We start from the raw sequence: 20,798 nt of genomic DNA on the forward strand, positions 1-20,798 counted from the left end.
CCGTCGACCGTGGAGGTCCCCGCGTGTCCGTGTCCGACGATCGCACCGCAGGCGACGAGGACCTCGCCGCGTCCGACTGGCACCTCGAGCACGACGAACTGGCCGACCTCGACGAGTTCCTGCGCGTCAGCGCCGAACTCACCGGCTTCGACGTCCCCGAACTGCGCGCCACGGGCCTGGCCCGCGAACACCACCGCACCGCCCTCGCCCACCCCGTCCGCGACGATGCCGCCCTCGTCCACCTCTGGTACGTCGGCGCCTGGCCCGGCGAGGCCCCCACCTCCGCCCGCGCCCACGACCAGGGCCTCGCCTGGCGCACCTTCCGCGCAGACCCGCCCGGCAGCGCCGCCCCCGGATTCGGCAGCTGGGCCGAGGAGCCCCGGGCGGGTGAGAGCCGGTGAGCACCCGCTGGGACGTCATCGTGGTCGGCGCGGGCTTCGCCGGCTCCCTCGTCGCCGAACGCCTCGGCGCCCACGGCCGGCGCGTCCTCGTCCTCGAAGCCGGCCGCACGGCCCCCGACGCACCCCGCACCGCCGAGACCCTGCGCGCCGCCGGCGGCGGCCCGCCCACCTCCCCGTACCCGCACAACCCCGACGCGCCCTCACCCGACGTCGGCGACCTCACGGGCCTGCCCGACGGCGGCTTCCGCGCCACCGGACACCTGCGCCAGTACGGCCCGCTGCCCTACGCCAGCGGCTACCTGCGCGCCGGCGGCGGCACCGGACTGCTCTGGACGGGCCTCACCCCGCGCATGCACCCCGAGGACTTCCGCACCGGCGGCCTCGGTCGCGGCCGCGACTGGCCGATCGGCTACGAGGACCTGGAACCGTACTACCGGGCGGCGGAACGGGAACTCGGCGTCGCCGCCGACGCCGAGGAACAGCGCAGCGCCGTCGGCCTGCCCATCCCGGGCGACTACGCCTTCCCCATGCGGGCCCTCCCCGCCAGCCACCTCGACCGGCAGCTCGCCCACGCCCTCGACGGCCGCACCGTCCACGACCCCGCCATGGCCGCACCCGCCCGCCTCGCCGTCACCGGCACCCCGCAGGCGCGCAACGGGCCCGACGCCGCCGCGGGCGAGCCGGTGTGCGCGGGCAGCGCCAGCTGCGTACCCGTCTGCCCGACCGGCGCCAAGTACACCCCGCTGCGCACCCGGGCGCGCTGGGCGGCGGGCGTCGAACTGCGCACCGAGGCGGTCGTCAGCCGGGTGCTCGCCGACCCCGTCACCGGGCGCGCCACCGGCGTCGAGTACCTGGAGCGCGGTCGGGCCCGGCTGGCCGCCGCGGACCTGGTCGTCCTCGCCGCGCACGCCGTCGAGAACGCCCGGCTGCTGCTCCTGTCCGGGCTCGCCAACCGCAGCGACCAGGTCGGGCGCAACCTCATGGACCACCCGGCGCTGCTCACCTGGGGGCTGATGCCCCGGCCGGTCGGCCCCTACCGGGGGCCCGGCTCCACCAGCGGCCTGGAGGCGTTCCGCTTCGGCCCGGCCCGGGGGCGGCGCGCGCCGTTCCGGATCGAGATCGGGAACTGGGGCTGGTCCTGGGCCGGTGGCGGGGTGGAGAGCAAGACCGCCGCGCTGATCGGCTCCGGCCTACGGGGCAAGGAGCTGCGGGAGCGGCTCGGCGACCGGCTCGGGCGCCAGTTCTCCCTCCAGTTCGAGCTGGAGCAGCCCGCCGACCCGGCCAACCGCGTCACCCTCGACCCGCACCGGCGCGACCCGCTGGGCCTGCCCGCCCCGGCCGTCCACTACGACCTCGACGAGTACGTGCGCGAGGGCATGGCCTCCGCCCGCGCCGTCTCCGACCAGCTCTTCGCCCTCCTCGGCGCCGAGGACCACACCGCCTACCCCGTCGGCCCCGCCTGGCCCGGCCGCCTCGAACACCGGGGCGTCGCCTACGGCTACCGGGGCGCCGGCCACGCCGGCGGGACCCACGTCATGGGCGGCGCGCCCGGCACCTCGGTGGTCGACCAGTGGCAGCGCTGCTGGGACCACCCCAACCTGTACGCCGTCGGCTGCGGCTCGATGCCCTCCCTCGGCACCTCCAACCCCTCGCTCACCATGGCCGCCCTCGCGCTGCGCAGCGCCGAGCGGATGCAGCAGGACCTGCAGGAACTGCACCGCCCGGCCGTCCTCACCCCGCCCTCCTCCCCGTTCGAGCCCCTTCCCTCGGAGTCGTCATGACCGGTCTGCCCCTGCCGCCCGTGCCCGAGCCGTACCACCTGCCCTTCCACTACGGGGCGCTGCACAACATCGGCGTGGACTACCTCGTCGACCCGCAGCGGGCGGCCCGGCTGCTGGACAAGCGCCACCCCGGCCTGAGCGTCGCCGAGTTCGACGGCGGGGCGTGCGTCTCGCTCAACTACCAGCTCTACTTCGCCCAGTACCCGAACGGCGGAGGCATCACCCAGGAGCTGGAGATCAACCTGATCGCCCACCCGACGTTCGCGGGCGAGCGGCTCCCGGCCGTCAACTACGGCCAGTACGCCCGGGGCTGGGAGCAGACCAAGCTGCTCGGCATCGCCCGGCTGCACGTGCTGTGCGACAACCCGCTCGCCATCGACGCCGGGCGCCTCCTCTACGCGGAGCCCAAGCATCCCGGCTGGTTCGAGACCACCATGCCCTCGCTCAACGCGGCCGCCGTGCAGGACCGTTGGTCCGTCTCCTGCCGCCGGGCCGCCCTCGGGCCCGAGGGCCTCCAGCGGTACGAGGAGGAGCTGGTCGCCCTCGACGTCAACCTGGCCGGACTCACCTCCGAGTCCGTCAACAACACCCCCATCACCGGCTACGGCACCGACGACCAGGGCCGCCTCCTCGCCGGTCCCCTCAACGTCTACCAGCCCTACCGCTACTACGCGTTGGACGACCGCACCGCCGACCGCGTCCACCTCACCCTCGGCAACCCCGCCGAGGAAGCCGCCCGCGACCTGGCCCACCTCATCGCGGACGCCCCCGCCGCCGGCGTCTGGACCTACCAGTCCGCCCCGGTCGCCGCCCACAACCGCGCCTACTACGTGGGCTGATCGGCGCCGCTCCCCGACCGGCCGCTCCCCGACGGGCCACTCCGCGAGCGCCGAGCACGGGCCGACGGGTTCACCCGGACAGCGCCTGTGCGAGTACGCGGGTGGCGGCTACCGTCTCGTGCAGGTCGATTCCCTACGAACAAAAGGAGCGGTCACATGGGACAGCAGGCTGGTGCGGGCAACGCGAAGGCGGCACGTCAGGTCACCATCACCTTCCGGCCGGAGGTGGGGGTGCAGACGATCCACAGCACGGTCGAGAACCTCGTCCGAACGTTGAAGCCGGGAGGATGTTCGCACTGCGGCCTGGTGGGGATCGATCTGACCCTCCGCGCCGGCGACCCCGAACTCTCCGGTGGGCTCAAGGAACTCCTCCACCATGACGACGTCATCGGCGTTGACGTCCAGTTCTAGTGCGAAGCAACGGCACGGCGGGGAGCCGGCGGCGGCCCGGAGTCGCGACCACGTACACCCCCGGTCATCGCGACCGCCTCGAACGGCTCCTGCCCCTGGTGGACTACCTCGAAGTGGCGCCCGACACCTTCGTCGACGAGAGATCCGACGGAGGAAGCCTCCGGCTCGACGCCCTGCACGAGCTGAGGGACGTGGCGAGCGACGCCGCCGTGATCGTCCACGGGGTCGGCCTGTCCATCGGTTCGTACGACGGCTGGTCGGACGGCTACATCCGGTGCCTCGACCAGCTCATGGACACCGTGGACGTCGCCTGGCACAGCGAACACCTCGGCTACACGAAGGTGCGCGGGGAGTTCCTCGGCACGATGCTCTCCATGCCTCGCACGAAGGAGGCGCTCGAACTCGTCGTGGAGCGTGCTGCGGCCGTCCGGGAGCGGTACTGCGTTCCCTTCCTCCTGGAGAACGTGGTCCGTCTGATTCCGGACCACGACAGCGACTACACGGAGGCGGAGTTCCTCAACGAGCTGACCTCGGCCACCGGGTGCGGACTCCTGCTCGACGTCTACAACCTGGAATGCGACCGGGCGAACAACGGCTTCGGGATCGAGGAGTTCCTCGACGAACTCGATCTCACCACCGTGCGTGAGATCCACGTCGCCGGTGGCGTCGAGCTCGGGGGAGTGGTGCTGGACGTGCACTCGCGCCCCGTGAAGGAGTCGACGCTGAACCTGGCGCAGGAGGTGGCGGGCAGGGCGCCCCGGCTGGAGACCGTCACCTACGAACTGCTGGACGAGGCGGTGCCGGTCCTCGGCATGGACCTGATCGCCTCCGAGGTGGTCCGGGTGCGGGACATGCTCGAGTCCTCACGGACCGCCGGCTCGGCGGCGGTCCGATGAATCTGGAAGGACTGCAGGTCGGCCTGTTGACCCTGCTGAAGTCGAGGGAGCAGGAGCCGCAGAACGATCACCCGTACTTCCGTCACCTCGACGCCTCGGGGCGGCTCTCGGTGCTCCGGGAGATCTCGGCGTGGTGGCGGAGCTTCTCGATCGAGGAAACCTGTGTCCTGACCTCGACCCTGTTGAAGAAGCGCGGAACCTTCGCCGAAGTGGCGGGCCGGTTCGCCGACCGGCCGGACGCGACGCCCTACCACCAGCAGCAGGCGGCCGTCTTCCTCGCCGCCATGGGCCGCCACGGCGATCCGCTCCTCGCCGCCGTCGCCGAGTTCGAGGGCGCCCTCCTGGCCATCAGGACCGGCGACGCGACGGGCCCCGTCACCATCCACTGGCAGCACGCCCCGTACGCGGTGCTGGAGAGCCTGCTGCTGGGCGCGCCACTCGACGAGGCGAGGATCCGCGGCGCCCACCGGATGGTGGTGAGCCCTGATCTTCCAGGGCTGTTCCGCGTGGAGCCGCTGCCGTAGCCCGGCCGTAGCCCGGCCGGGCTACGGGTTCTCCGGGCGAGGGGTGCGTCAGGCGGCGGGGCCGTTCGCGCGGCGTTCGCGGAGGGTGCGCAGGACGCGCCGGGTGGCGCGGGTGGCGACCGGGGGGAGGAGGTCGAGGGCGAGGCGGCGGGAGGCGGAGTGCTGGGCGGGGGACTTCACCTCGTAGTTGAGGCGCAGGACGCGGGCGCCGGCGATGGTGTCCTCGTCGACGGTGTAGCCCTCGGACCGCCAGTCGCGCTCCAGCAGGATCTCGCGGGCGGCGGCCGGGTCGCCCCAGGTGCCGTAGAACTTCATCGGGGTCAGCAGCACCGGGTGCAGGCCCCCGGTGAAGACCGCCTCCCAGACGGCGGCCGAGACGCCCGGGGTGTGCTCGGAGCGGTAGTCGTCGAGGGCGATCAGCCCGTCCGGGCGCAGCGCGGCCCGGGCCACCGTGATGTCCCCGGCGACGTGCTCGTACAGGTGGGAGGCGTCGACGTGGACGAAGCGGCAGCTGCCCGCCGGGATGCGGCCGTCGGCCAGGACGGAGGTGGGGGCCTGGACGATCTCGGGCAGGGTGGCGTGGAAGGCCAGGTAGTTGGCCTCGAAGGCGCTGCGGGTGAGGGTGCGCCGGTAGGACATGGCCATCTCGGCGGCGTTCTCGTCGTCGCCCGCGTCGGAGTCGAACAGGTCGCAGACCGTGAGCCGCTCGCCCTCGCGCAGGTGGTCGCCGAGCAGGACGGCGCTGCGGCCCAGGTAGCTGCCCAGCTCCAGCAGGTCGCCGGTGACCCCGGCGGCGCTCTGGGCGGACAGCAGGTGGGCGAAGGCTTCCCGGTCGAGGCGGAAGAACCAGCCGGGGATGTCGTCGCGCGTCAGCGGCGCCGGCCGGGCGGAGGCGGTTGCGGGGGTGGTCACGGCGGTCTCCAGGGGACGCGCGGGCGCGGCGGGGCGGACTGGGCCACGGTGGGGCCGTGGAGCTGAGGGTGGATCATCATAGTCACGCCGGGGCCTGATGGGACCAGGTGTAGGACGGCAGAACTTCCGACGATTTCCGCGCGCTCGGTAGGCCGTTCGACAGGGCGCGCACGTACGGACCAGCGCGTGGACGCGCGTCCGAGCGCCGCGCCCTCCCTCAGCGGCTCGCGCGCTCCAGTTCCCCGATGGTCTCGCCCAGCCAGGCGCGCTCGGCCGCGCTGGAGGCGCGGGCGACCAGCAGCATGCCCCGGCGGAACGGGTTCGCCTCCCGCTCGGCGGTGACGGGCGCGCCCGCGCCGTCGTAGAAGAAGCTGCTCGGCGCCTCCAGGAAGGCGAGGCGCCGCCGCAGCACCGCGGCCTGGGCCGCCGGGTCCTCGAGGTGGTGGAGGAAGGCGGCGAGCGCGAAGAAGCGGATCTGGTCGGTGATCTCGGCCTGCTCCGGGTCGGCCAGGCGCCGCCGGAGCTCCTCCCGGCCCGCCTCCGTCAGCTCCAGGGCGTGGCGGGGCGCGGCCCCGCTGCCGGGCTCGGTGCGCCGTACGAGCAGGCCCGCCTTCTCCAGCCGGGAGATGGCGGGGTAGAGCGCGCCGTCGCTGACGGGCCGGACGTGGCCGGTCAGGCCGGTGATGCGGGACTTGAGCTCGTAACCGTGCAGTGGCTGGTCGTAGAGGAAGCCGAGGATCGCGAGGGTCAGCACGCCGCCATGTTACCTCTTGCCGATGTGCATCGATTAGATGTATCTCTTTTCGAGGTCACATCCGGGCTCGTCGAGGGGGCGGCATGCGAAGGAACACGCAGGACAGGCGGAACATCCACGGACACCTGCGACGCCTCGGCGCCCTCGCCGGGCCCGTCTACGCCGAACTGCTCTCCGGTGTCCTCGCCTCCGTGCTCACCGCGTTCTGGACGCTCCGCCTCGGCGGAGCCGTCGTCGCCGCCGTCACCCTCGCGGGCACGGTGGAGAACCTGCTGCTCGGCCTCGTCCTGGTCGTCGCCTCCGGCACGGGCGTCAGCCTCGCCCGGGCCCGTGGCGCGGGCGACGGCGCCGAGGCCGCCCGGACGGCCCGCGCCGCCTGGCGGCTCTGCGCCGCCGGAAGCCTCGCCCTCTCCCTGGCGGGCCTGCTGCTGCGGGAGCCGCTGGCCGGAGCCTTCCTCGACGGCTCGGCCGCCGCCCTCGCCGCCGACTACTTCGCCGTCGCCTTCCCGGCCTTCGGCCTGTTCTTCGGCCAGCGCGTCGCCGACGAGCTCTTCAAGGGCGCGGGGGACACCCGCACCCCGATGAGGATGGCCCTGCTCTCCAACGCCCTGCTGCTCCTGCTCGACCCGCTGCTCATCCTCGGCGCCGGTCCGGTCCCCGCCCTCGGCGTCCCCGGCGCCGCGCTGGCCCTGGCCCTCTCCCGGGCGGTCGCCCTCGCCGTCACCCTGCGGCTGCGGCCCCGGGCGGCGCCCTCGGGCGCGGGAACCGGCGCGGCGGCCGCCGGGATCCTGCGCGCGGGCCTCCCGTTCGGCCTGGACTTCACCGCGCGGATGGCCGTCGGAACCGCCCAACTCGCCCTGACCGCGGGCTTCGGCGTCGCCGCCGTCGCCGGGTACGGGCTCGGCTACCGGCTGCTGCTGGTCGCCACCATGGCCTTCTACGCGCTGCGCCAGGCCGCCGCCATCGAGGCCGCCCGCCTCACCGGCGCGGGCGCCGCCGAGGACCTGCACGACCTGCGCCGGGCCGTCCGGTGGTCGTCGCTGCTGGCCGGCGGCTGTGCGGCCCTGCTCGCCGCGGCGGCGGCCGTACCGCTGACGGCTCTCTTCACCGGGGACCAGGAGGTGGCCGGGCAGTCCGTCCTCTTCCTGCGGACGGCGGCGCCGTACCTGCTCCCGTACGCCCTGGTGGTCGCCCTCGGCGGCCTCTACCAGGGGATGGGCGCGGGCCGCCCGGTGGTGCTCTCCGTGCTGATCGGCCTGGGCGCCCAGCTCACCGCCTCCGTGGCCCTCTCCGGCCCGCTCGGCGTGACCGGCGTGTGGGCCGGCCCGGCCGTGGGGGCGGTGGTGCAGCTGGCGGTGCTCGCCAGGGCCGCCAACTCCTGGTCGGGGCACGGCGGATGGGCCCGGCCGGTGTGGCAGAGTGGCGGACATGACGACACTGCCGGACGGTCGGGTGGTCCCGCCCGCTCACGCCGATGAACGGGCCATGCTGGACGCCTGGTTGGACTTCCACCGGGGGACGATCGCCGCCAAGGTGGCCGGGCTGGACGACCGGCAGGTGCGGCTGGCTCCCGTACCGCGCTCCGAGCTGACCCTGCTCGGGCTGGTCCAGCACCTCGCCGAGGTCGAACGGCAGTGGTACCAGCGGGTGTTCGGCGGGCTGGACGTGCCTGCGCCGCACGGGGGGACCGGGTTCGCCCTGGAGGCCGGGCGCGGGATGCCCGAGGCGCTGGCGGGGTGGCGGGCGGAGATCGAGCGCGGCCGGGAACTGACCGCCGGAGCTCCGCTGGACGCTCCCGGCAGGCTCGACGCGCAGTCGGCCGCTGCCGTCGGCTCGGAGACCGTCTCGCTGCGCTGGATCCTGCTGCACCTGATCGAGGAGTACGCCCGGCACGCGGGCCACGCGGACCTGCTGCGGGAGAGCATCGACGGGGTCGCCGGCGTCTGAGCGCCGGGGCCGTGCGGCCCCTCCCGCCCCGTCCGGCGCACCCCTGACAATTCGCCTCCGGAGGAGTACGGTTCCGCGCGGTGCGCCTCCACCGAGACCCGGTGGGTGCGCGGAACCCGGTCCTGACACCATGGGACCGAGATCACGACACCGTGACACCCTCGGAGGAGTCAGCAACATGAGCACGCACTACGACGTCGTCGTCCTCGGCGCGGGCCCCGGCGGCTACACCGCCGCCGTCCGTTCGGCGCAGCTGGGCCTGAAGACCGCGATCATCGAGGCCAAGTACTGGGGCGGCGTCTGCCTCAACGTCGGCTGCATCCCCTCCAAGGCCCTGCTGCGCAACGCCGAGCTGGCGCACATCTTCACCAAGGAGGCCAAGACCTTCGGCATCAAGGTCGAGGGCACGGTCAGCTTCGACTTCGGCGAGGCGTTCAAGCGCAGCCGCTCGGTCGCGGACGGCCGCGTCAAGGGCGTCCACTACCTGATGAAGAAGAACGGCATCACCGAGTACGACGGCTGGGGCACCTTCGTCGACGACCGCACCCTGCAGGTCGCGCTCAGCGGCGGCGGCTTCGACGTGGTCACCTTCGACCACTGCATCATCGCCGCGGGTGCCACGACGCGCCTGCTGCCCGGCACCGAGCTGAGCGACCGCGTGGTCACCTACGAGGAGCAGATCCTCACCGAGGAGCTGCCGGAGAGCATCATCATCGCGGGCGCCGGCGCCATCGGCGTCGAGTTCGCGTACGTGCTGCACAACTACGGCGTGAAGGTCACCATCGTCGAGTTCCTGGACCGCATGGTGCCGCTCGAGGACGTCGAGGTCTCCACCGAGCTGGCCAAGCAGTACCGCAAGCTCGGCATCGAGGTGCTCACCTCCACCCGCGTCGAGTCCATCGACGACAGCGACCCGAACGCCAAGGTGCGCGTTACCGTCACCAAGGACGGGCAGCAGCAGGTGCTGGAGGCCGACAAGGTCCTCCAGGCCATCGGCTTCGCCCCGCGCGTCAACGGCTACGGCCTGGAGAACGCCGGCGTCAAGCTCACCGACCGCGGCGCCATCGCCGTCGACGGCCGCGGCCGCACCAGCGCCGGGCACATCTTCGCCATCGGCGACGTCACCGCCAAGCTCATGCTGGCCCACGCCGCCGAGACCATGGCCGTGATCGCCGCCGAGACGATCGGCGGGGCGGAGACCATGGAGGTCGACTTCGCCATGATCCCGCGCGCCACCTACTGCCAGCCGCAGATCGCCTCCTTCGGCTACACCGAGGCCCAGGCCCGCGAGCAGGGCTACGACGTCAAGGTCGCGAAGTTCCCGTTCACCGCCAACGGCAAGGCCCACGGCCTCGGCCACCCGATCGGCTTCGTCAAGGTCATCAGCGACGCCAAGTACGGCGAGCTCCTCGGCGCCCACCTGATCGGCCCCGAGGTCACCGAGCTGCTGCCCGAGCTCACCCTCGCCCAGCAGTGGGACCTCACCGTGCACGAGGTGGCGCGCAACGTGCACGCCCACCCGACCCTCGGCGAGGCCGTCAAGGAGGCCATCCACGGCCTGGCCGGGCACATGATCAACATGTGATCCACCCCTGGGGTGGCACCGCCCCCTCCCCGGCAGTCCTGCGGAGATCGCCGCCGCGTGGGACTCTGGGGAGGTGGCACCCCAAGGAGGAGTCTCGTGTCGGACGAAGCGTTGATGGGCGACCAGGTCTACCAGCCGGACGGTTCCGAGCAGCAGGACGACATCGGCCCGCTCGAGCCCGAGGACACCCTGGACGACCGCGGCCTCGCCTCGGCCCTCGACGAGGGCTACGCGCCCCCCGAGCACCCGCTCGGCGTACGCCGCCACGGAGTCACCGCCGCCGAACAGCACGAACGCGAAAGCCTCGACCAGCGCCTCGCCGAGGAACTCCCCGAGGTCACGGCCCCCGACGGCGACGGCATCGGCGACTGCTACGGCACGGACGGCGAACCCATCGACCCCGAAGCCGGTGAGGTCCGCACCGGCCGCCTCGTGCTCTCCGCCAACTCCCGCAGCGACCTGATCGCCGAGGACGTCGGCATCTCCGGCGGCGCGGCCTCGGCGGAGGAGGCAGCGATGCACACGACGGACGACCCCGAGGCGCTGATCGACTGATCCGGCGCGTTACCGGCTGACAACCGTCCTGCGGCGCTGCGCCGCACGGTTGCGGCATCTGGCGGCCCGACGAGGGCCGCCAAAATCTTTTTATAAGAGGTTTTCGTTATCGCCTGCCTCCCCGATCGCTCTCCTGTGTGTCGGAAGGCCCGAGTCCCCCTACGGGGAGCACGGGCCCGCAACAGGAGAGGAATCCGATGGGACATCGGAGCAAGGAGCTTCGCGGGCGCAGGCGCCGCAAGCTCACCCGTAGGAGCATCCTGGTCGCCGCAGCGGTGACGGCCGCACTGGTGGCCGGAACGCTCGGTCTGCGCACCGCGATGGACCCGGCGGCCGGCGGCGGCGCGCTCACGGCGGCCGGCAGCTCGATCGACGGCGTCGGAGCGGCCGACGACGACGGCGGGCCGGGGGAGACCGGGACGGCGGAGGGCGGCAGCCGCCCGGCCGCGCCCAAGCGGGACGAGAAGGCGGCCCGGCCCACCTCCATACCCAAGGACCAGCCCGAACGCGGCCTGGTCTACGCCGGATTGAACCTGCCCACCACCGACCGCTGCGGCAGCATGCTGGAGGTCAGCGGCAGCAGCCAGTGCAGCCACGGCCCGGACGCGCCGCCCAAGGGCGTGGACATCCGCAAGGACGTCCCGCCGGTCGCCGCCGCGGCCTCGCCGGCACCGGCGCTCACCCCGCCCGCCGACGTGCGCCCGCCCGCCGCGTCCGACCTGGTGAAGGGCGGCGTGCCCGTCCTCGACGCCGCGCAGAAGGCGCTGCTCGACGGCTCCGGGGGCTCTGCGGGCTCCGGCAACTCTGCGGGCTCCGGGGGTTCCGGGGGCTCCGGGGGTTCCGGGTCCGCTCTGGTCTGCGAGGGCGACGGCTCCAGCGGCAACCGGGTCCAGGCGGTGTACGTGCACACCCCGGGCAACGACCGGTTCGCCCAGTACCTCGGCTCGTTCAAGAAGTGGGCCGCCGACGTCGACGTCATCTACGACGCCAGCGCCGCGGAGACCGGCGGCGAGCGTCACGTCCGCTTCGTCACCGAACCCGACTGCAGCGCCTCGGTGTTGAACGTGCAGATCTCCGACGCCGAGATCCAGGACTTCAACGCGAGCAACCGTGCCCTCGCCGCGCAGGGGTTCAACCGCAAGGACCGCAAGTACATGATGTTCACCGACGCCAAGGTGTACTGCGGGATCGGCACCTTCGCCGGCGACGAGCGCCCGGGGCAGGACAACCTCAGCAACTTCGGCCCCTCGTACGGCCGGACCGACTCCGGCTGCTGGAGCGGCTCCACCGCCGCGCACGAACTCGGCCACAACCTGGGCGCGGTGAACAACAGCGCGCCCAACTCCAGCAAGGCGGGCCACTGCACGGACGAGTGGGACATCATGTGCTACTCGGACGCCCCCTACTACCCGCAGATGCGGACGGTCTGCCCGGACCGCGCCCACGACGACCGGCTCGACTGCAACCACGACGACTACTACAACACCGCGCCCAAGCCCGGTAGTTACCTCGCCACGCACTGGAACGTCGCCGACAACCGCTTCCTCATCGCGGGCAAGGGCGGCGGGACGGGGCCGACTCCGACCCCGACGCCCAGTCCGACCGCGACGCCCACCAGGTCCGGCTCCCCCTCGCCGACCCCGACCGGGACCCCGACCGCTTCGCCGACGGCCTCGCCGACCCCTTCGCCGACCGCGACCCCCACGAGGGGTGGTACTGAGCCGTCCGTGACGGTCAGTCAGATCACCCAGAACTCCGTGCGGTTGAGCTGGAACGCGACCGCCGGGGCGTCCGGCTACGACGTCCTGCTGAACGGCCGCACGCTCGGCACCGTCCGCTCGACCACCGTCAGCCTGGTCCGGCTCACCCCCGGCACCGCCTACACCGTCGCCGTCGCCGTCCGCGACGCCTCCGGAACGGTCGGAAAGCCGGGCGCCAACGCCGAGTTCCGCACCCTCGCCGACGCCGGGCACCCGCAGCCGAGCGCCCACTACACCCTGGTCAACGGCCTCACCGGCCAGGCCGCCGACCTGTGGGGCAGCACCCTGAACGACGGGGGCGTGGCCATCGCCTACCAGCGCACCGGCTACGCCAACCAGAAGTGGCAGTTCGAGGACGCCGGAGACGGCGCCCTCCGGATCAAGTCCGTGCGCTCCGGCAAGTGCCTGCAGCTCGGCGGCTCGGAGGTGCCCGGCCAGTACGTCGCGCAGCAGCCCTGCACCGGCGCGTCTGCGCAGAAGTTCCGGCTCACCGCGGCGGACGGCGGGTTCACCCTCACCGCCGACGGCAGCAACCTGGTCCTCGGGCTCAGCGACCGCTGGTACTACGGCGGTTGGCTGCTGGAGCTCCAGCAGCCGGACGGCGGGGCGTTCCAGAACTGGTCGCTGGTGAAGACCTCGTAGCCCGACCCTTCTTCGACCCGCGCACCACAGTGCCGGGCGCGGCCGCCCCTTCCCGGCGGCCGCGCCCGGCTTCCCATCGCTCGGAGGAACCCCCGGCCATGCGAACCCGCCAGCTGCTCACCGCCCTCGCCGTCGCCACGGCGGCCGTCCTGCCCGCCGCCGCACCCGCCGGAGCCCACGGCGACACCGTCCACCTGGAGGTCTCGGGAGTGGACAACGGCCATGTGAGCGCCGTCGCCACCTGGGAGAACGACCACGACCCGGTCACCGACGGCTTCGCCGGGACGCTCTCCGCGACGGCCGCGGACGGTCGTACGGCCGGGCCCTGGCGCCTGGTCGCCGTCCAGGGGCGGCCCGGGACGTACACCACCCGGGAGCTCCTGCCCGCCGGGCACTGGAAGGTGACCGTCGACTGCGCCTTCCCCTCCCTCGGCCACGGCGAGCGCGAACTGGACGTCGAGGCGGCCGTGATCACCGACCCGGCGCCCTCTGCATCCTCGGCGGCTCCTGCGCCTTCGTCTTCGGCGTCCTCAGCGGCTCCTGCGCCTGCGTCCTCGGCGCCCTCGGTGCCCGCCGTCTCCGAGACGCCTGCCGCCCCTGCTGCGCCCGCCGAGGAGACGAAGGACGACACCTCCACCTGGGCCGTCGTCGGAACGGCCGCCGCCCTGGTCGGCGCGCTGGGCGCCGTCGGCTTCGTCCTCAGGCGCCGGTCGCGTCGCTGACGTCGCCCCCTCAACACCGCAGCGGCGGCCCGGAGTCGTGCTCCGGACCGCCGCCGCGTCATGCCCGCGAGATCAGTACTGCGTGCTGATGGTCACGCCGCTGAAGTCGGTCTGCGCGTAGAGGCTGATGTAGCGGTAGCCGGCCGTGCTGTTGGTGACGGTCAGGCTCTGGTTGGTGGTGCCGTACGTGGTGGAGCCGTTGGTGTAGGCGTTCGGGGTGGCCCAGGTGCTGGGGTTGTAGAGCAGGTAGGCCGTGCCCGTGCCGCCGGTGCTGTTGATCTTGAGGGTGGTGGTGCCGGCGGGCAGGTAGAGGTAGTAGTAGTCCAGGTTGCCGGCGGTCGCGGACTGGCCGGTGCGGGAGCAGTTCTTGTCCAGGACGCGGGTGTCGGCGGCGGCGCAGCCGCTGAGGGTGCCGACGGTGACGGCCTGGGTGATGCTGTTGGTCTTGCCGTTGCCGTCGGTCACGGTGAGGCTGACGTCGAAGCTGCCGGCCTTGGCGTAGGTGTGCGAGGGGTTCTGGGCGGTGGAGGTGGCGCCGTCGCCGAACTTCCAGGCCCAGGAGGCGATCCGGCCGCCGCCGGTCTCGGTGGAGTGGTCGGTGAACTGGGCGGTCAGGCCGGTCAGGCCGGTCGGGGCGGCGGTGAAGGCGGCGGTCGGGGCACCGCCCACGGTGCAGGCGCCGGCGGCGCAGGCGTCCAGCCAGGTGTTGAACTCGGCGTCGTACGCGGTGCCGATGGAGTTGTAGGCCGCGTAGCCGCCGGTGTAGTCACCGGTGCGGAAGTGGCCGAGCATGGTGCGGATGACGTCCGGGTGCTTCTCGACCATGAACCGGACGGCCAGGTAGCCCCACGGGTAGGTGCGGGTGGTGTCGCTGTTGTCGTAGGTGTTCTGGAACAGCGTGCTGAGCGCGTAGGTGTGCTTGGGCGCCTCGGCGACCGCGCCGGTGTCGGTGATGCCCCGGTAGCTGTACGAGACGTACTCGGCGACGCCCTCGATCCACCAGACGTCCGGCACCGAGATCTGCTCGCCGAACTTGCCCTTCATGTCGTAGCGGGCGTCCAGCGCGTGGGTGTACTCGTGGTTGAGGTTCCAGACGCCCGCGGTGAAGCCGTCCTCGCCGTTCTGGTAGGTGATCGAGATCGGCAGGTTGTTGGGGTCGCTCGGGTCGCCGATGAGGGTCATGCCGCCGTTGTTGGTGCTGATGTCGTAGATGCCGCCCGCGTACGTCCGGTAGTCCTGCGGGGAGGCGAACACCACCATCTGCAGCGAGTTCTCGTACTGCCCGGGGATCGGGCCGTTGTCGCCGACCAGGTTGTGGAAGAACGGGTCCTGGTTCTGCAGGCTGGCGCAGACGGCGGCGAGGTCGGCGGCGGTCAGGCTCTGCGCGAGGATGCTGTGGGCGGGGTCGCAGGTGTGGTTGATCGGCAGCGCGGCGGCCTTGAGCCTCGTCGGCAGGTCGCAGACGCCGTAGTACGAGCAGTTCGCCTTGTCGTAGAACGCGGCCATGCCGGCGACGCCGACCCACAGCGACGCGGTCGGGCCGGTGATCGACGAGACGTCCAGCAGGCCCTTGATCAGCGGCCGGACGGTCGCCGCCAGTGCCGGGTGCTCGACGTACCGGGACGTCTCCAGACCGGCGTTGGAGACGAGGAAGGAGTTGGTGCCGCCGAGCATGCCCTTGTGGTTCAGGGCGAAGGAGTCGAGCGTGGTGATGATGCTCGGGTCGGCGGTGACGGCCGCGACGTAGTCGTCGTTCTGGTGGCCGCGGAAGATCGGGGTGAACACGCTGTTCGCGAAGTTCACCATGTACCAGGACGCGTCCCAGGAGCTGGAGTACGCGTTCAGCACGCGCTTGTAGGTGTTCAGGTAGTGGGCCTGGAGGTTCGCGCTGTCGCTGAGGATCATCGCCTGCCCGGCGACCTGCCCGTTGCCGTCCGCGACGTCCAGGAAGTGGGGGCTCGCCACCAGGGTGTCGAGCCCGCCCTGCACGGCGCCGGTGAGCGAGGAGTCGTACGTGCCGATGTCGGCCGGGTGGTAGTACTGCACGTAGTAGCCGGCCTGGAGGAAGTAGACCAGCTGGAAGACGCCGGTCGAGTTGTCGCCGGGGTACGAGGCGGCGGCGCTGCGCAGTCCGTTGGCCACGTCGGTCATCTGGCTCTGCTTGAACACCCCGTTGGCGTCGCCGCCGGTGATGCGGAAGAGCGAGCTGAGACAGTCGATGGTCGAGCCCTGGATGTACGAGGCCAGGGCCGAGCCGTTGCGACTCGCGAAGTCGCCGGGGGTGCAGGAGGTCGCGGTGAGGGCCTTCGCGAGCTTGGGCGTGCTCGCCTGCGGGGCGGCGGACTGCGGCGAGCGCGGCGGCAGCAGCGCGGGGGCGAGCCGCCCCGCCTGGCTCTGCGCACCGGCGCCGGAGCCGAAGGCACTGCCGGTGGGGGCTATGCCGGTCGGGGCTGAACCGGTGGGGGCTGTACCGCTGTGCTGCGCGCTCAGGCTCACGAGGGGGCCGGCCGTCGCCGTGGGGGAGGCGAAGCTCGGCGCTGCGGCGAACCCGACGACGGCGGTGCTCGCGGCGGCGAGCGTGGCCATCACCCGGGACAGCCTGGATATGTGACGCATCGTCACTCCTAGGTGGGGGGTGGAGGACGAGCCCCCGAGGCGTGGGGGAACGGAGGGCTCGTCTGGCACGGTGTCATGTACCGACCGCCCTTATCAATGAGGTGTGACATAGCATTCCGCCCCATGCGGCCATAGCATCAACCCCCGCACCGGGCTCGCGGTACGGGGGTTGACGCGGGTGGCCGCTCGATGCGGGTGGCTGCTACAGCGTTCCGGCCCAGGCGCGGTTGCCGAGGAGGGTCTTCACGTCCGAGGCGAGGCCGTTGTCGGGGTTCACCAGGTAGCCGAGCTCGTACAGGGTGTCCTTGTCCCAGTTGGTGGTCAGCAGGCGCACCGGCACGTCGCCGGGGTGCGCCTGGAGGGCGAGCTTCAGCTCGGCCACCGTCTCCGGGGTGATGCGGGCGGCGGGGATGGTGATCTGGACGGGCGGCTTGGTGCCGAGTTCGGCGGAGGACATGTCCAGGGTGGTGATCTCCTGGCCGAAGATGCTGAGCGAGCCGTCGCGCTCGTTGAGGCGGCCGCGCGCCGTGATGACGTTGTCCTCGATCATCTGCGCGGACATCAGGTTGTAGGTGGCGGGGAAGAACAGCACCTCGACGGAGGCGTCGCGGTCGGTGAGGGTGATGATCGCCCAGGCGTTGCCGGCCTTGTTGATGCGCCGGTCCACGTTGGTGACCAGGCCCGCGAGGCGGACCTCGCCCTCGGTGCGGCCGGAGCCGAGGAGGTCGGCGATGGAGGTGTCGCGGTTGCGGGAGAGGATGTGCTCGGCGCCGTCCAGCGGGTGGCTGGAGACGTACAGGCCGAGCATCTCCCGTTCCAGGCTGAGGAGTTGCTTGCGCGGCCACTCGCGGTCGGTCAGCTCGAAGTCCAGGCCGATGGTCGGGGTGTCGGAGCCGTCGTCGAGGCTGCCGAACAGGTCGTCCTGGCCGATCGCCTGCTGCTTCTTGACGCCCGTCACGGCGTCGATCGCGCTCTCGTGCACGGTGCTGAGAGACAGCCGGGTGTGGTTGAGGGAGTCGAAGGCGCCCGCCTTGACCAGGGAGTCGACGGTGCGCTTGTTGCAGACCACCAGCTCGACCTTGTCGAGGAAGTCGGGGAAGGAGGAGAACTTCCCCTTCTCCGCACGGGTCTTGATCATCGACTCGATCACGGGCACACCGACGTTGCGCACGGCCTTGAGGCCGAAGCGGACGTCGCTGCCGACGGCGGTGAAGTCGACGACGGACTCGTTGACGTCGGGGGAGAGGATCTTGATGCCCATAGCCCGGCACTCGGCCAGGTAGACGGCCATCTTGTCCTTGTCGTCGGCCACCGAGGTCAGCAGGGCGGCCATGTACTCGGCCGGGTAGTTCGCCTTCAGGTAGGCGGTCTGGTACGAGACCAGTCCGTACGCGGCGGAGTGCGACTTGTTGAACGCGTAGCCGGCGAAGGGGACCAGGACGTCCCACACCGCCTGGATCGCCTCGTCGGAGTACCCGCGCTCCTTGCAGCCCGCGTGGAAGGGCACGAACTCCTTCTCCAGCACCTCCTTCTTCTTCTTGCCCATCGCGCGGCGCAGCAGGTCTGCCTGTCCGAGCGAGTAGCCGGCCAGCACCTGGGCGGCTCGCTGCACCTGCTCCTGGTAGACGATGAGGCCGTAGGTGGGGCCGAGGACGTCCTTGAGCGGCTCCTCCAGCTCCGGGTGGATCGGGATGATCTCCTGCTGGGCGTTCTTGCGCAGCGCGTAGTTGGTGTGGGAGTTCATGCCCATCGGGCCGGGCCGGTACAGCGCCGAGACGGCGGAGATGTCGGCGAACTCGGTGGGCTTCATCAGCCGCAGCAGGGCGCGCATGGGGCCACCGTCGAGCTGGAACACGCCGAGGGTGTCGCCGCGGGCGAGCAGCTGGTAGGTGGTGGGGTCGTCGATCGGGATCTTCTCGATGTCGACGTCGATGCCCCGGTTGGCCTTCACGATCTTGAGGCAGTGATCGATGATGCCCAGGTTCCGCAGACCCAGGAAGTCCATCTTGATCAGGCCCATGGCTTCGCAGGACGGGTAGTCGAAGCCGGTGATGATCGTGCCGTCCTTGTCCCGCATGTGCAGCGGGATGAGGTCGAGCAGCGGGGTGGAGGAGAGGATCACCGCGGCCGCGTGCACGCCGGTGCCGCGGATCAGGCCCTCGATGCCCCGGCCGGTGTCGATGATCTTCTTGACGTCCGGCTCGTTCTCGTACAGCGCCCGGATCTCGGTGCCCTCGTTGTACCGGGAGTGCTTCTCGTCGAACAGGTCGGCCAGCGGCACGCCCTTGCCCATGACGTCCGGCGGCATCGCCTTGGTGATGCGGTCGCCCATCGAGAACGGGTAGCCGAGGATGCGGTTGGCGTCCTTCACGGCCGCCTTGGCCTTGATGGTGCCGAAGGTGTTCACCTGGGCCGTGTACGCGGCGCCGTACTTCTCGGTGACGTAGCGCACCATCTGGTCGCGCTGGCGGTCGTCGAAGTCGATGTCGACGTCCGGGGGGTTGATGCGCTCGGGGTTGAGGAAGCGCTCGAAGAGCAGGTCGTGCTCCAGCGGGTCCAGCTGGGTGATGCCCGTCAGGTACGCGACCATCGACCCTGCCGCCGAACCACGGCCCGGGCCGACGGGGATGCCGTTGTCGCGCCCGTACTGGCAGATGTCGGCGACCACGAGGAAGTACGCGTCGAACCCCATCGGGGTGATGACGCCCATCTCCAGCTCGATGCGGTCCAGCACCTCCTGGCTCGGGCTGTCGCCGTAGCGGTGCTGGAGGCCGATCTCGATCTTCTTGCGCAGGTACGACGCCTGGGTCTCGCCCTCCGGCACGTCGAACTGGGGCATCCGGTCGACGTAGGTGAACACCTCGTCGTACGACTCGATGCGCTCGGCGATCGCCAGTGTGTTGTCGCACGCCTCCGGCAGCTCGCGGAAGAGCTCGCGCATCTCCTCGGCGGTCTTCACGTAGTAGCCGGTGCCCTGGAACTTGAACCGGTTCGGGTCGTCCTTGTTCTTGCCCACGCCCACGCAGAGCAGGCTGTCGTGCGCGTCCGCCTGGTCGGCGGTCACGTAGTGCGAGTCGTTGGTGGCGAGGAGGGGGATGTTCAGCTGCTTGGCCAGGCGCAGCAGGTCCTCGCGGACGTCCCGCTCGATGGACAGGCCGTGGTCCATCAGCTCCAGGAAGTAGTTCTCCTTGCCGAAGATGTCCTGGTACGCGCCGGCGGCCTTCACCGCCTCGTCGTACTGGCCCAGCCGCAGCCGGGTCTGCACCTCGCCCGAGGGGCAGCCGGTGGTGGCGATGATGCCGGTCGCGTTCGCGGCGATCAGCTCGCGGTCCATGCGGGGCTTCATGTAGTAGCCCTCCATCGACGCCAGCGAGGAGAGCTTGAACAGGTTCCGCAGACCGGTCGCGTTCTGAGCCCACATCGTCATGTGGGTGTAGCGGCCGCCACCGGAGACGTCCTTGCCGCCCTCACCGTCACTGCTCGCCGGGCGCTGCCCGCCCGGCGACCAGAACACCTGCTTCTTGTGGAAGCGCGACCCGGGCGCCACGTACGCCTCGATGCCGATGATCGGCTTCACCCCGGTCTTGGCGGCCGCGTGGAAGAACTCGTACGCGCCGAACATGTTGCCGTGGTCGCTCATCGCGATGGCGGGCATGCCCTGTCTCTCCGCCTCGGCGAACAGCTTGCCGTTCTTCGCCGCCCCGTCGAGCATCGAGTACTCGGTGTGGACGTGCAGGTGCGCGAAGCTGTCGGACGACACGGCGCTTGGCTCCTCGGAGATCGCGGGCGGGAGCGGTCCAGGCTATCCGAACGGCGCCGACGACTCGCCGGGGGTGGCGGTCCTTGGCGGGCCTTTGATATGGGGGTCCGCTTATCGGCCCGGGGCGGCCGGTGAACCGTGACGGAGGAGTGATGCCCGCCGATGCGGGCCGCTTCCTGGCGGGTGTCGGAAAGAGGAAGGGCTGGGAGTGATCCCCGCGAGTGCGGGGCGAGGCGTAAGCGGCCATCTGCAGGGCCACGTCCGGGGGGCGATCCCCGCAGTCGCGGGGCGGATACCAAGCGGGCACCTCGGAGCGCCGCAATGTCGGGGCGATCCCCGCTGGTGCGGGGCCGGCCGTCGCGCAGGTCCTAGCCGATGTGGCCAGGGTAATCCCCGCGGGGGCGGGGCTGGGGTGGGGTTGCGGAAAGTGTTGGCGCGTGCGGCGGGGTGATCCCTGCGGGTGCGGGGTTGGCGGTGAGTTCGGCGAGGACCGGGGCGGCCTCGCGTAGGGCCTGTGCCGGGGTGAGGTGGGTGCCGCGGGTGAAGGTGTGGGTGAAGGCGGTGGGGCCGAGGGTGGTGCGGGCGGCGTCGGTGATGCGGTTGACGTCGGTGCGTTCGGCTGGGGGGAGGGGGGCGTCGACGGTGCGGCGGGCGGTGTCGGCGGCGGCGAGGAGGAGGGCGGCGGTGTGGGCG

The 20,798-nt window shown here is 71.7% G+C and carries 17 protein-coding genes; 12 read left to right on the top strand and 5 right to left on the bottom strand.

What is annotated here, in order from left to right; translation table 11 throughout:
• The first annotated feature begins 23 nt into the window (after positions 1 to 23).
• From IH61_RS0123120 to IH61_RS0123145, 6 genes are all read left to right on the top strand, one after another.
• A complete protein-coding gene (locus IH61_RS0123120) occupies positions 24 to 401 on the top strand; it encodes a hypothetical protein (protein ID WP_031072844.1) in 378 nt (125 codons plus the stop codon).
• On the top strand, positions 398 to 2,182 hold the full coding sequence (locus IH61_RS0123125; RefSeq protein WP_031072846.1) for a GMC family oxidoreductase: 1,785 nt from the start codon (positions 398 to 400) through the stop codon (positions 2,180 to 2,182). The genes IH61_RS0123120 and IH61_RS0123125 overlap by 4 nt, the downstream gene beginning before the upstream one ends.
• Positions 2,179 to 3,021: a hypothetical protein gene (locus IH61_RS0123130; RefSeq protein ID WP_031072847.1), complete on the top strand. Its 843-nt coding sequence runs from the start codon at positions 2,179 to 2,181 to the stop codon at positions 3,019 to 3,021. The genes IH61_RS0123125 and IH61_RS0123130 overlap by 4 nt, the downstream gene beginning before the upstream one ends.
• A gap of 156 nt (positions 3,022 to 3,177) precedes the next feature.
• Entirely contained in the window at positions 3,178 to 3,432 is a 255-nt protein-coding gene (locus IH61_RS0123135) for a hypothetical protein (RefSeq protein ID WP_031072848.1), read from the top strand.
• Positions 3,432 to 4,328 carry a DUF692 domain-containing protein gene (locus tag IH61_RS41265; protein ID WP_051837736.1) on the top strand — a complete coding sequence of 299 codons (897 nt, stop codon included), beginning with the start codon at positions 3,432 to 3,434 and terminating at the stop codon, positions 4,326 to 4,328. The genes IH61_RS0123135 and IH61_RS41265 overlap by 1 nt, the downstream gene beginning before the upstream one ends.
• The gene (locus tag IH61_RS0123145; RefSeq protein WP_031072850.1) at positions 4,325 to 4,852 is read left to right on the top strand and encodes a hypothetical protein; all 528 of its coding nucleotides are present in this window, start codon (positions 4,325 to 4,327) and stop codon (positions 4,850 to 4,852) included. The genes IH61_RS41265 and IH61_RS0123145 overlap by 4 nt, the downstream gene beginning before the upstream one ends.
• A gap of 48 nt (positions 4,853 to 4,900) precedes the next feature.
• Here the strand turns inward: IH61_RS0123145 and IH61_RS0123150 are convergent, their stop codons facing one another.
• Together IH61_RS0123150 and IH61_RS0123155 are read right to left on the bottom strand one after the other, a co-directional pair.
• A complete protein-coding gene (locus tag IH61_RS0123150; protein WP_078911326.1) occupies positions 4,901 to 5,764 on the bottom strand; it encodes a class I SAM-dependent methyltransferase in 864 nt (287 codons plus the stop codon).
• A gap of 217 nt (positions 5,765 to 5,981) precedes the next feature.
• On the bottom strand, positions 5,982 to 6,518 hold the full coding sequence (locus tag IH61_RS0123155; RefSeq protein ID WP_031072853.1) for a PadR family transcriptional regulator: 537 nt from the start codon (positions 6,516 to 6,518) through the stop codon (positions 5,982 to 5,984).
• A gap of 83 nt (positions 6,519 to 6,601) precedes the next feature.
• On the opposite strand from IH61_RS0123155, the gene IH61_RS0123160 reads away from it, so the two are divergent.
• The 6 genes from IH61_RS0123160 to IH61_RS43130 all read left to right on the top strand — a co-directional run bounded on the left by IH61_RS0123160 (position 6,602) and on the right by IH61_RS43130 (position 13,729).
• Positions 6,602 to 7,996 carry an MATE family efflux transporter gene (locus IH61_RS0123160; RefSeq protein WP_051837738.1) on the top strand — a complete coding sequence of 465 codons (1,395 nt, stop codon included), beginning with the start codon at positions 6,602 to 6,604 and terminating at the stop codon, positions 7,994 to 7,996.
• Positions 7,947 to 8,465 carry a DinB family protein gene (locus IH61_RS0123165; RefSeq protein ID WP_031072856.1) on the top strand — a complete coding sequence of 173 codons (519 nt, stop codon included), beginning with the start codon at positions 7,947 to 7,949 and terminating at the stop codon, positions 8,463 to 8,465. Before IH61_RS0123160 ends, IH61_RS0123165 begins: the two co-directional genes overlap by 50 nt.
• Before the next feature lie 178 nt (positions 8,466 to 8,643).
• Positions 8,644 to 10,050: a dihydrolipoyl dehydrogenase gene (lpdA, locus tag IH61_RS0123170; RefSeq protein WP_031072858.1), complete on the top strand. Its 1,407-nt coding sequence runs from the start codon at positions 8,644 to 8,646 to the stop codon at positions 10,048 to 10,050.
• A 114-nt stretch (positions 10,051 to 10,164) separates the two neighbouring features.
• Positions 10,165 to 10,605, top strand: coding sequence for a DUF5709 domain-containing protein (locus IH61_RS0123175; protein WP_031072860.1), 441 nt, complete (start codon positions 10,165 to 10,167; stop codon positions 10,603 to 10,605).
• 197 nt (positions 10,606 to 10,802) lie between these two features.
• Entirely contained in the window at positions 10,803 to 13,007 is a 2,205-nt protein-coding gene (locus IH61_RS47105; RefSeq protein WP_158845193.1) for an RICIN domain-containing protein, read from the top strand.
• 98 nt (positions 13,008 to 13,105) lie between these two features.
• The gene (locus IH61_RS43130) at positions 13,106 to 13,729 is read left to right on the top strand and encodes a hypothetical protein (protein WP_031072864.1); all 624 of its coding nucleotides are present in this window, start codon (positions 13,106 to 13,108) and stop codon (positions 13,727 to 13,729) included.
• Positions 13,730 to 13,801: 72 nt separating this feature from the next.
• On the opposite strand, the gene IH61_RS0123190 is transcribed toward IH61_RS43130, so the two are convergent.
• The 3 genes from IH61_RS0123190 to IH61_RS0123200 all read right to left on the bottom strand — a co-directional run.
• Positions 13,802 to 16,345: a collagenase gene (locus tag IH61_RS0123190; protein ID WP_031072866.1), complete on the bottom strand. Its 2,544-nt coding sequence runs from the start codon at positions 16,343 to 16,345 to the stop codon at positions 13,802 to 13,804.
• Positions 16,346 to 16,547: 202 nt separating this feature from the next.
• Entirely contained in the window at positions 16,548 to 20,105 is a 3,558-nt protein-coding gene (gene dnaE / locus IH61_RS0123195; protein ID WP_031072868.1) for a DNA polymerase III subunit alpha, read from the bottom strand.
• A gap of 368 nt (positions 20,106 to 20,473) precedes the next feature.
• Positions 20,474 to 20,798, bottom strand: a 325-nt coding sequence (locus tag IH61_RS0123200; protein ID WP_031072870.1) for a hypothetical protein, incomplete at its 5' end; no start/stop codon positions are given.

This window comes from Streptomyces sp. NRRL WC-3742 (assembly GCF_000720635.1).
In the GTDB taxonomy this organism is placed as follows: Bacteria; Actinomycetota; Actinomycetes; order Streptomycetales; family Streptomycetaceae; genus Kitasatospora.